At 46.1% G+C, this 12,386-nt stretch carries 9 protein-coding genes; all 9 read left to right on the forward strand.

Translation table 11 applies throughout. From position 1 onward, the window contains the following. Nucleotides 1-303 precede the first annotated feature (303 nt). Nucleotides 304-2,448 (forward strand): type I restriction-modification system subunit M, encoded by a 2,145-nt coding sequence (locus MSMAS_RS09045; RefSeq protein WP_011034882.1) that lies wholly within the window; start codon nucleotides 304-306, stop codon nucleotides 2,446-2,448. Then, on the forward strand, nucleotides 2,445-2,681 hold the full coding sequence (locus MSMAS_RS09050) for a hypothetical protein (RefSeq protein WP_011034881.1): 237 nt from the start codon (nucleotides 2,445-2,447) through the stop codon (nucleotides 2,679-2,681). Before MSMAS_RS09045 ends, MSMAS_RS09050 begins: the two co-directional genes overlap by 4 nt. Next, a complete protein-coding gene (locus MSMAS_RS09055; protein ID WP_048046955.1) occupies nucleotides 2,681-3,742 on the forward strand; it encodes a PDDEXK nuclease domain-containing protein in 1,062 nt (353 codons plus the stop codon). Before MSMAS_RS09050 ends, MSMAS_RS09055 begins: the two co-directional genes overlap by 1 nt. After that, nucleotides 3,732-4,601: a GIY-YIG nuclease family protein gene (locus tag MSMAS_RS09060; RefSeq protein ID WP_048046459.1), complete on the forward strand. Its 870-nt coding sequence runs from the start codon at nucleotides 3,732-3,734 to the stop codon at nucleotides 4,599-4,601. Before MSMAS_RS09055 ends, MSMAS_RS09060 begins: the two co-directional genes overlap by 11 nt. Nucleotides 4,602-4,704: 103 nt before the next feature. Next, nucleotides 4,705-5,766: a PDDEXK nuclease domain-containing protein gene (locus MSMAS_RS09065; RefSeq protein ID WP_080942070.1), complete on the forward strand. Its 1,062-nt coding sequence runs from the start codon at nucleotides 4,705-4,707 to the stop codon at nucleotides 5,764-5,766. Then, the gene (locus MSMAS_RS09070) at nucleotides 5,756-7,231 is read left to right on the forward strand and encodes a restriction endonuclease subunit S (protein ID WP_048046461.1); all 1,476 of its coding nucleotides are present in this window, start codon (nucleotides 5,756-5,758) and stop codon (nucleotides 7,229-7,231) included. The genes MSMAS_RS09065 and MSMAS_RS09070 overlap by 11 nt, the downstream gene beginning before the upstream one ends. 244 nt (nucleotides 7,232-7,475) lie before the next feature. Next, nucleotides 7,476-7,823 (forward strand): hypothetical protein, encoded by a 348-nt coding sequence (locus MSMAS_RS09075; protein WP_048046463.1) that lies wholly within the window; start codon nucleotides 7,476-7,478, stop codon nucleotides 7,821-7,823. Nucleotides 7,824-8,077: 254 nt separating this feature from the next. Next, entirely contained in the window at nucleotides 8,078-11,071 is a 2,994-nt protein-coding gene (locus MSMAS_RS09080) for a type I restriction endonuclease subunit R (protein ID WP_048046465.1), read from the forward strand. A 421-nt stretch (nucleotides 11,072-11,492) separates the two neighbouring features. After that, complete coding sequence (locus MSMAS_RS09085; protein WP_011034876.1) at nucleotides 11,493-12,386, forward strand: helix-turn-helix domain-containing protein; 894 nt, start codon at nucleotides 11,493-11,495, stop codon at nucleotides 12,384-12,386.

The following is a 12,386-nucleotide window of genomic DNA, read 5'->3' on the forward strand; positions in this document are numbered from 1 at the left end:
TCTATTTTGTATAGATTGCCTATCATTAATCCAGAGGGAATAACACTTTTCGGATAGGCTCTAGAATGCGGAAACCCTATTTTTTCTGGCCTGTGCCTGACCTGCTTCAGATAAAGAAACTGAAAGAAAAGGAATAAGTTAAGATAGAAGAGGCTATGCTTGAATTCGAAAGGATTGTGAAAAAGAGCAAGAGTTAAAAAGATTAGCAGGTATACCTGAATAGAAAATCTTCACTGAAGAAAATTAGAAGCTGATCGAAACCCTCATTATGATACTAATTGTGAACGGATATCAGGCTAAAAAATGAGTGAAAATAACTTGAATTGGATCACTAACTTTATCTGGGGAATCGCAGACGATGTACTGCGCGACCTCTATGTTCGTGGCAAGTACCGTGATGTAATCCTGCCGATGACGGTCCTGCGGCGCCTGGATGCGGTGCTCGAACCAACAAAACAGGCTGTTCTCGATATGAAAGCAGCTCTTGACAGTGCAGGGATCGCAAACCAAGACCAGCCCCTGCGCCAAGCAGCTGAGCAGGCTTTTTACAACACTTCTAAATTTACCCTGAGGGATCTCAAGTCTCGCTCCAGCCAGCAACAGTTAAAGGCTGATTTTGAGGCTTACCTTGACGATTTTTCTCCTAATGTGCAGGATATCCTCGACAATTTTGAGTTCCGAAACCAGATACCACGCCTCTCAAAGGCGGATGCACTCGGGAAGCTGATTGAGAAGTTTCTTGACTCTTCCATTAACCTGAGTCCCAACCCGGTGATGAACGGAAACGATTCGGTTAAGCACTATGGCCTTGACAACCATGCAATGGGCACGATTTTTGAGGAACTTGTAAGGCGCTTCAATGAAGAAAACAACGAGGAAGCCGGCGAACACTGGACACCCCGCGATGCCGTAAAACTGATGGCACGGCTTATTTTCCTTCCAATCGCCGACCAGATCGTATCAAGTACATACCTCCTCTATGACGGCGCCTGTGGCACAGGTGGTATGCTGACGGTTGCTGAAGAGGAGCTGAAACAGCTTGCACAGGACCATGGAAAACAGGTAGCAACGCACCTTTACGGCCAGGAGATCAACGCTGAGACCTATGCGATTGCCAAAGCCGACCTGCTGCTCAAGGGAGAAGGAGACGCAGCAGACAACCTGGTTGGTGGACCTGAGTACTCGACTCTTTCTAACGATGCCTTTCCTGCTCGCAAATTCGACTTCATGCTTTCAAACCCTCCTTACGGGAAAAGCTGGAAGAGCGACCTCGAAAGAATGGGCGGAAAAGACGGAATAAAAGATCCTCGTTTCACCATCGAACACGCAGGAGACCCTGAATATTCCCTGCTTACTCGTTCGAGCGACGGGCAGATGCTGTTCCTTGTCAACATGCTCTCGAAAATGAAGCACGATACCAGACTCGGCAGCCGGATAGCCGAGGTCCACAATGGTTCCTCGCTTTTCACCGGGGACGCAGGCCAGGGAGAGAGCAATATCCGCCGCTGGATCATTGAAAATGACTGGCTAGAAGCCATAGTCGCCCTCCCCCTGAACATGTTTTACAACACTGGCATTGCAACCTACATATGGGTACTCGGCAACCGCAAGCCTGAACACAGGAAGGGCAAAATCCAGCTTATCGATGCGACGCAGTGGTACAGGCCACTTCGCAAGAACCTGGGCAAAAAGAACTGCGAACTGGGCGAAGAAGACATCCAGAAGATCTGCGATACTTTCCTTACCTTTGAAGAATCCGAGCAGTCTAAGATATTCCCGAATGCCGCTTTTGGCTACTGGAAAGTAACGGTAGAGAGGCCGCTCCGCCTGGCTGTTGACCTAACACCGGATGCTATTGCCACCTTTAGAAAAGCCTGCACCGAAGCAGGGGAAGAGCAGCTTGCAGCCCTTGTCGATAAAGCGGCAGTTCAGCTTGGGCCAGGTCTGCACAATGATTTTAATGATTTCCTTCCTTCTTTTGAGGCTCTGGCAAGCAAAGCCGGAGTCAAACTTACAGCCAAACGGCTCAAACTCCTCCAGAACAGCCTCTCCCGGAAAGATGAATCTGCAGCACCTGTAATCAAAAAGGTGCATAAGCCCGGAAAGGCTGAAGCCGATCCCATGCATGGACGCTTTGAAGCAACTGTGAACGGCAAACTTTGCGTTGTTGAGTACGAGCCCGATACCGAACTTAGGGATACCGAGCAGGTCCCATTGCTGGAAGAAGGAGGCATAGAGGCTTTCATCCTCAGGGAAGTCCTGCCTCATGCATCAGATGCCTGGATTGATGAAAGCAGCGTAAAAACAGGGTATGAGATCAGCTTTACCCGTTATTTCTACAAGCCACAGCCACTGCGTTCACTGGAGGAAATCCGCGCAGATATTCTTGCACTGGAGAAAGAGACTGAAGGGCTGCTGGACGAGATCATTGGGAGAAGCGAAAGATGAAGCTTGAAGGTTGTGGAAAAGAGATTCATGCATTACTATTAAAACTATTTAAGGAAGGAATTGTCGTGACACTGTCACGACAATTGAACCAGATACATTTCAGTTTACTAAAGTGGGAAATCGTGCAAGAATCTCTTGCACAAATTCACCGACACCATAATTTGTTAACCATCGAAGAACCCGGGAAAAAAGAAAGTAAATTTCTGGGAAAAATTGTTTGGAGAAATATATAATGAGCCGCAAGGACATCCAGAAACCTGGACCGGCTTCAAACAACTTTCTGCTACTGGAAGATATCCGCCACATGATAGAAGAGACACGCTCGGCAGTGGCTACTGCAGTCAATGCCGGCCTGACAATGCTCTACTGGAATATTGGAAAGCGCATACATGAGGAGATTCTTAAAGGTCAACGGGCGGAATATGGGCAGGAAATTGTCGTCTCTCTGGGGCAAGAGTTGGTAGCCGAATACGGTAATGGATTCTCAGAGAAAAACTTGCGTCGGATGATCCAGTTTGCCGAAGTGTTCTCGGAAGAAAAAATTGTCGTGACACTGTTACGACAATTGAGCTGGTCCCATTTCTTAACTTTAGTTCCACTAAAAGACCCTCTTCAGCGTGAATTCTATGCTGAGATGTGCCGTGTAGAACGCTGGAGTGTACGCACTCTGCGAAAGCAGATTGATTCCATGCTGTATGAGCGCACTGCCATTTCACGCAAGCCTGAAGAAGTGATCCTTCATGAACTTGCCAACCTGAGAGAGCAGGACCAATTGACGCCTGAACTTATTTTCCGCGATCCCTATGTCCTCGACTTCCTCGGCCTGAAAGATCGTTATCTGGAAAAAGACATGGAAGATGCCATCCTGCGTGAACTTGAGTCATTTTTACTGGAACTCGGTGCCGGATTTACCTTTGTAGCCCGGCAGCGGCGCATCCAGATTGACGACGACGATTTTTACATTGACCTCCTTTTCTACCACCGTTCCCTGCACCGACTGATTGCTATCGACCTGAAACTGGGAAATTTCAAAGCCGAATACAAAGGACAGATGGAACTCTACCTCCGCTGGCTGGACAAATATGAAAGGCAGCCAGGGGAAGAATCCCCTCTCGGGATCATCCTCTGCGCCGGAAAGAAGGAGGAGCAAATCGAACTGCTGGAGCTGAACCACTCCGGCATCCATGTGGCTGAATATTTGACTGAACTGCCGCCCCGCGAACTGCTGGCTGCAAGGCTGCACCGTGCCATCAAGACTGCACAGGCAAGACTGGAGGCATACGATGACCAATAACAGAGAAAAACCAAGAGCTTTTTCGGTGCGCCTGTTTCTTCCAGGCGGCGATCCGGACGGCGTCAAGACTGTGGAGAAGTCGAACTGGACTGGTAGAGGGCTTGTGATTCCAAGATCACTGTTTGCTGAAACCCGTTCACGTGCTGAATTGGGAAGTACGGGTGTGTACATTCTGGTCGGACCAGATGAAAAGTCTCAGCTTCCCCGCGTATATGTAGGGGAAGGCGACCCAATTGGCCCAAGGCTGGACCAGCATGCGAAAAATAAAGATTTCTGGACTCAAGCGATTGGTTTTGCCAGCAAGGATCAGAACCTTAACAAGGCTCACATCCAGTTTCTTGAATACCGGCTTATTGACCTTGCAAAGGCCGCAAAAAGATGCTTACTCGACAATGTCAATAACCCACAACCGCCTTCTCTTTCAGAAGCTGACACAGCCGAAGCTGAAGGCTTTCTTGCGGATATCCTGCTCTGCCTGCCAGTGCTGGGATATGGATTTTTTGATGAAGCACCCGCACCCACACAGACCACTCTTGAATTCACATTGAACGCCAAGGGCATAAAGAGCAAAGGGTACGAGGCAACCACAGGTTTTGTCGTGCGAGCAGGTTCACAGGCAGTTAAGAGCGAGACAAAGTCAATTCATGCCTACCTGAGTGACATGCGCCGTTCACTGGTTGAACAGGGTGTCTTTGTTGACATTGGCCAGTACTATGAAATGACACAGGATTATACCTTTAATTCCCCTTCAACGGCAGCAGGCGTGATTCTCGGAAGGGCGGCAAACGGCCGTACCGAGTGGAAAACCGCTGACGGACATACACTAAGATCCATTCAGGAAGCTGAGGTGGACAAATGATTCACGACCTCAAGCCCTACCCCGCATACAAAGATTCTGATGTGTCTCCGGCGAGCATGGTATTTAATGGCTTTATAGAACTGAAAATAAGGAAAGGTGAAAAATGAAGCGGCTTAAATCACCACAAGAAATTGCAAGAACTTCTCATGATGTTTCTACAGAGTTTGACGAAAATGCCTTTGAAGAAGTGGTAGAGCTTATCCAGAATGCTCGCAAGGGGGCGTTTACCGCTGCCAATAAAGCTCTGATTGATCTCTACTGGCAGGTGGGCGAATATATAAGCCGTAAATTACAGACTGCGGAATGGGGCGAGGGCGTTGTTAACCAGCTTGCCGGACATATTGCCACTTATTATCCGGATATTCGGGGATTTACAAGGCCAAACCTCTTTCGGATGAGGCAGTTTTACGAGACTTACCGCCACGATGAAAAAGTCTCACCACTGGTGAGACAATTACCCTGGACGCACAACCTCCTGATTATGAGTCGTTGCAAGCAGCCTGAAGAGCGTTTATTCTATCTGCATATGTGTCTGCGTGAGCGGTGGACGAAACGCGAACTGGAAAGGCAGCTTGCAGGTGCACTCTTTGAACAGGCTGTTCTCTCTCCTCCAAAAGCATCAGCGGCACTGAAACAATTGCATCCAGATATGAGTTTTGTTTTCAAGGATGCCTATCTTCTTGATTTCCTTGACCTGCCAGAAAAGCATTCCGAAGCTGATCTACAGCAGGGACTTGTAGCAAACCTTCGTAGTTTTCTGCTTGAACTCGGAGCAGATTTTGCATTCATAGGAGAACAATATCCTTTGCAGGTAGGAGGCCGTGACTTTGCCCTCGATCTGCTGTTTTTTCACCGCAGCCTGAACTGTCTGGTAGCTATAGAACTTAAAGTCGATGAGTTCCAGCCTGAATATCTGGGCAAACTTGAATTTTATCTGGAGGCTCTGGACCGCAATGTGAAGAAACCTCATGAGCAGCCCAGTATAGGACTTCTACTCTGCGCCACCAGAGATGTCGAGGTGGTCGAATACGCCCTTAGCCGTACTCTTTCCCCTGCTTTAGTTTCTGAATACCAGACTCGCCTGCCGGACAGAAAGCTTCTCCGGGCCAAACTTCACGAGTTTTACACCCTGCACGAGGCAAAGGGGGTTTACAATGCTTCATAACCTCAAACCCTACCCTGCATACAAAGATTCCGGTGTTCCCTGGCTGGGAGAGATGCCGGAGAATTGGGAAATAAAGCGCTTAAAACACATTTCAACTCTTCATGGCAGGATAGGTTTTCATGGGCTTTCGTCAAGCGATTATGGAAGCGATGGGATCATTGTTGTTAGTGGATCTAATTTTAGGGATTGGCATGTTGAATGGAATCGGTGCCACCGAATATCTGAAGATTGGTACGAGAAGGACAAGAATATTCAGCTAAAAAATGGAGACCTACTTGTTACCAAAGATGGTACCATTGGAAAAACTGCGATTGTCAACGAACTAATCGAAAAAGCGGTTCTGAACAGCGGTGTAATTGTCGTACGTCCTAAGATGCCTATTCAGTACGAAAACCGCTACTTACTTTACCTCATTAACAGTAAAGTATTCGATGCTTTTATCGACATCAAGAAAACAGGTGCAACTATACATCACTTGTATGAAGCCACATTCAACAACTTTTCTATATCTTTGCCTCCACTCTCCGAACAATCCACTATCGTCCGTTACCTCGATTACATCGACCGGCGCATCCGGCGCTACATCCGCACAAAGCAGAAACTTATCAAGCTGCTGGAGGAGCAGAAGCAGGCAATAATCCATCAAGCCGTCACCCGTGGGCTCGATCCAAATGTTAAGCTCAAGCCGTCGGGGGTGGAATGGTTAGGGGAAATACCAGAGCATTGGGAAATAGTGGCTTTAAAGCAACTATGCTCCTTGCTGAGGGATGGTACACATCTCCCACCAGCTCGCCAATCTATAGGGGTTCCTCTCTTGAGTGTCAGAAATATTGTTGGAGGCCGTTTCGTCAATAGAGACGACGATAGCTTCATTTCATTTTCTGATTACGAGCAGCTTTGTCGTTCATTTGTTGTTCAGCAAAACGATGTCTTGCTAGCAATTGTTGGAGCTACCCTTGGAAAAGTAGCGATTGTTCCAGCAATGTCAACGTTTCATATTCAACGCAGCCTAGCAATATTTCGTCCCAAGCGTCATAAGTTATTTTATGATTACCTTGCTTTTTTCCTTCGCGGACCAGCCTTTCAACGTGCACTCTGGAAAACTGTAGCGTTTTCAGCACAGCCGGGGATTTACTTGAGTACACTGGGAGCTTTTCGAATTGCAGTTCCGCCGCTAGCTGAGCAGAAGCAAATAGTATTGAAGGTCTCACAACATACTGAACAGGTCCAGCAAGCTATAGATAAAGCAAGATGTGAAATCTCCCTCCTTCGTGAATATCGCACCCGCCTGATAGCTGACGTTGTAACTGGAAAACTGGACGTGAGAGAGGTAGCTGCGAATCTGCCTGAAGAAACTGATGAGAAGGAAAGTTTCGAGGATTCACTGGCTGAAGACGATGAGCTGGAAAACAATGAAATAGAGGACGAGCAGGCTGGAGAACTTGAAGAGGAGGTTCCTGCATGACCCTTTACTTAATTTATAACCGATAAAACGTTAAAAAGGCGAAGCAGTTCGCCTTTATTCCTTTAATTTTGCATTTTCAGCGTTTTCCGCGATCTAATCATTTGTTTTTGTATTTTTGTAACTATTCAGGCAGCCTTCTAAGGCTCCAAACTTTTTCCACGAGAAAGTTTCTATATCTAATTGATGATGTCAATTACAATTACAAACTTATGGATAAAATAAATTAAATTAGGAGTGGATAAAAATGGCAATTAAAGAAACTGATTTCAGTCGATTAAATGAAAAACTGGTTGAGAATCCATCTGCAAAATTCTTCATTTGTATGCGGAATATTCCTGCATATGTAAAGAATGAAATGATTACGGAATGCCCTGTACTCTCACCCAGCAATAAGCTAGCAAATAACTATAGGCTGGGTTTAATAGATCACTGTCAATTTTATACGAACTATTATAATGAACTGAAAAGTCCAATTTGTCAAGAATTAATGAAATCTATACTAAGTATATCTAAAAACTGCGATATTTATATTATAAATATTAATAAAGACGCAAGGTTATTACTGTTGGACATATTGGAAAATATAAAATAATTTTACTTGTTACTGAATAAGTGTGGACCCTTCCAAGTTATCTGAATTGTTACGTATTTTTTATGGTTGTTTGATTAATATCAAACATTTCTTAATTTCAAGCTTATTTGGGTATATTAGAAGCTTGGAAACGCTTAAATAGGAATCTTTAAGAGAGAAAACCCTCAAATAAATGCCACAAAGCATTAAAAACGGTCTGGAAACCGGTAAAATCCTGTTACTTATCAGGGATTCTTGAAAGAGGGTTATGAAACTTGACAACCGATACCACCGAAAAGGGCCTCGAAACCCTCATTGTCGAAGCGATGACAGGAACGAAACCCGACCCTGCGCAAACAGACATGGGCAGAGAACCGAGTGCACTTTACGGTGGTACCGGCTGGATACTCGGGCGCTGGCAGGACTACGACCGCGAATATGCTGTTGACCTTGTGCAGCTGACCAGATTCCTCAAATCCACACAGCCGGAAGTTGCTGAATCCCTTGACCTTGAAAATTCCAGCCCCACACGCCAGAAGTTCCTCGCCCGCCTGCAGGGGGAGGTTGCCAGGCGCGGGATAATCGAAGTGTTCAGGAGCGGAATAAAGCACGGGAAATACGACATAGATCTCTTTTACGGAACTCCGACTCCGGGAAACACAAAAGCTGAAGAACGCTATGCTTTGAACCGCTTCAGCGTTACAAGGCAGCTCCGCTACAGCCGGGGCGAAACACAACTTGCACTCGACCTCTGCCTTTTCATAAACGGTTTGCCGGTAGCTACTTTTGAACTCAAGAACAGCCTCACAAAACAGACCGTGGAAGACGCTGTGGAACAGTATAAAAGAGACCGTGACTCTCGTGAGCTGCTGTTCCAGTTCGGGCGCTGCATGGTCCATTTTGCTGTGGACGACCATGAGGTGAAGTTCTGCACGCAGCTTAACGGCAAAAATTCCTGGTTTCTGCCCTTCAACCAGGGCTACAACGACGGTACAGGCAACCCTCCTAACCCTGCCGGCATCAAGACTGACTATCTCTGGAAGAAAATCCTCACCCCTCAGGGGCTTACCGACATCCTTGAAAATTATGCTCAGGTAGTGGAAGAAAAGGACGAAAAGACCGGGAAAAAGAAAAAAGTGCAGATTTTCCCTCGCTATCACCAGTTAGACGTTGTTCGGAAACTGCTCGCCCATGCAGAATGGCACGGTGCAGGCATGCGCTACCTGGTACAACACTCGGCAGGGAGCGGGAAGAGTAATTCCATTGCGTGGCTTGCTCACCAGCTTATCAGCCTCAAGAAAGACGATAAGGAAATCTTTGACTCCATAATCGTAATCACTGACAGGCGCGTCCTTGACAAACAGATCCGCGACACAATCAAGCAGTTTGCCCAGGTGGGCTCGACAGTCGGGCATGCCGAACGTTCAGGAGACCTGCGGAAGTTCATCGAGAGCGGAAAGAAGATAATCATCTCCACGGTCCAGAAATTCCCGTTCATTCTTGATGAGATCGGAAACGAGCACCGCGGTCGGAAATTTGCAATTATCATAGATGAGGCTCATTCCAGCCAGGGCGGGCGCACAGCAGCAGCCATGAGTGAGGCGCTTTCAGATTCGAAAGACCAGAAAGATCCTGAAGATACTATCAACGATGCACTGCAAAAGAGGATGGAAGCCCGTAAAATGCTTCCCAACGCCAGCTACTTCGCATTTACCGCAACTCCGAAAAACAAAACACTGGAGCTTTTCGGGGAACCGTACAAAGATGGAGATAAGATAAAGCACCGGCCTTTCCACAATTACACCATGAAGCAGGCTATTCAGGAAGGTTTCATTCTGGACGTGCTCAGGTATTACACACCTGTAAACAGCTATTACAAACTGATCAAGACGGTGGAAAGTGACCCAGAGTTTGATACCAAAAAAGCAAAAAAGAAGCTTCGAAAGTACGTCGAGAGCCACGATTACGCCATCCGGCTCAAGGCTGAAATTATAGTAGACCACTTCCAGGAACAGGTGATCGCTCTCAACAAGATAGGAGGACAGGCAAGGGCGATGGTGGTTACAAACGGAATTGAACGTGCCATCCAGTATTATCATGCCATCCGGGATTACCTGCTGGAGCTCAATAGCCCCTATAAGGCAATTGTAGCTTTTTCCGGAGAGCATGAGTACGGTGGAGTAAAAGTTACAGAAGCCACTCTAAACGGTTTTCCATCAAGCCAGATTGAAGACAAAATAGAGGAAGAGCCTTACCGCTTCCTGATCTGTGCCGACAAGTTCCAGACCGGCTATGACGAGCCGCTCCTGCACACAATGTATGTTGACAAAGTCCTTTCAGGGATTAAAGCCGTGCAGACGCTCTCCCGGCTCAACAGGGCTCACCCGAAGAAGCACGATGTTTTTGTGCTTGACTTCATGAACGATACTGACACAATCCAGGATGCTTTCTCGGATTACTACCGTACCACGGTCCTTAGTGATGAGACCGATCCCAACAAGCTTCACGACCTTAAATCCGATCTTGATAGTTATCAGGCCTATTCCCCGGAGCAGATAGAGCAGTTCGTTGAACTTTACCTGGGAGGAGCTGATAGGGATAAACTTGATCCGATCCTCGATGTCTGCGTTGCCACTTATAAAGACCATCTTGACGAAGACGAACAGGTTGACTTCAAAAGCAAAGCAAAAGCTTTCTCCCGTACCTACGGCTTCCTCGCTTCAATCTTGCCATACACAAATGCCGATTGGGAAAAGCTCTCAATCTTCCTCAATTTCTTGATACCAAAATTGCCTGCTCCAAGGGAGGAAGACCTTTCAAAAGGTATCCTCGAAGCAATTGACATGGACAGTTACCGGGTAGAAAAACAGGCTGTTGTGAATATCCAGCTTCCTGATTCGGATTCCGAAATAGAGCCGGTACCTACAGAAGCCGGTGGGTTCAAGCCAGAACCTGAGCTTGATCGGCTCAGCAATATCCTCAAAACTTTCAACGATCAATTTGGCAATATCCGCTGGACTGATAGCGATAGGGTACACAGGCTGATTACCGAGGAAATCCCTGCAAGGGTAGCTGCAGATGTTGCTTATCAGAACGCGAAGAAAAACTCGGACAAGCAGAACGCCAAGATAGAGCATGACAAAGCCCTTGCTCGTGTAATGATTGCCCTGATGAAAGACGACACCCAGCTTTTCAAATTGTTCAGCGACAACGAATCTTTCCGCAGAACGCTAACAGACGCAATTTTCGAGCGGACTTACTCACAATAACCGTGATACCCTATAAAAGAAAAATTCGCGTATCGCTGATATGACAATTCAATGAGCAAATTGTCGCCGCGCTGCGGAGACAATTGAAATGAAAACACTTCATACCGTCTATCTGCTACGAAAATAAATATGAAATTGTGCAGCAGCTTGCTGCACAATCTACCTTTTTTGCCTGAAACGTATAAAACTATCAGCAAAAAAGTGAGAGCCTTCGTCGCTTCTTAGATGCGAAAGTTTCACAACTGGCGAGACAATTATCCTGTGTAAAAAATCTCCTGAAATTAAGCTGGTCAAATTTCTGGCTTTAGCCCCATAGAACCTTTCCCTTAAGATGATTTTTTTAATCGAAACCAAATAAACAAACATCATTATTCCACTAAAATGCGAAAAGTTATATTATATTCGCACTTTATTGGAATTAATGCAATTTTCAAGGACCGAACTCCAGATTATCACAGAACTCGCAAAAGGCAATACCTCAATAAGCACCGTAGCCAAAGCTCTCAATAAAAGTGAAAAACACATCTACAGACTCTTGCAAAAACTTGAAGAAAAAGACCTTGCCTCCATCTCAGCAGGAAAAATCATCCCGAAAAAAAGCACGTTGATGGTCAGGCTTACCCGAGTTCTCGATTCTTACCCGAACTTAATCCCTCTTCTGGCAGATTCCGGAATCTCAATTCTCATCTCTCTTCTTGAAGCAAAAACTGTAGATGAAATCACTGAAGAAGCGGATGTGAAAAAGAGCACTGTATATGCTTTCTTGAAAAAAGCCCTGAAAATAAGCCTGATAAAAAAGGATGGGGATCTTTATGCACTCAATGAAAAGCTCTGGGGAGATGTGGCTGACCTTCTAAGGGAAATAAGGGATGTCGAAAGGCTTCTTGATCCGCGAGTGCCCTATAACTCGATAATATACTACAGGGATAGGGGTGAGGTCATCTATTCCAATAAGTATGATAGTGATTCCGGGGAAAAAACAGGGTTCTCGGTTTTTGAAAAAGAGGGGATTAAGATCCTTTTGCCAACAACCTATTACTACTATTCGGAAAAAGAGCCGGAAAAAGAGCTTACAAAAGAAGATATCTTCCGGCATGCGCTTTATGTTGCGGAAAAAGAGCCTTCAGTCAGGCATTTCATATTCCTTGCAATGTTCTATTGTAAGTTTGAGGGAGAATTAAAGGATATTAAGCACGACATCGTTGAAAACCTGAAACTTGTCCTGCAGGGGGAAAGGGTCAAGGGATATCCTTCTTTTGAAGAAATAAAGGAGAAAGCGGAGATTTATGGAATTGAGATAAAGGAAAGGAAGTAA

This window comes from Methanosarcina mazei S-6, assembly GCF_000970205.1.
Lineage (GTDB): Archaea > Halobacteriota > Methanosarcinia > Methanosarcinales > Methanosarcinaceae > Methanosarcina > Methanosarcina mazei.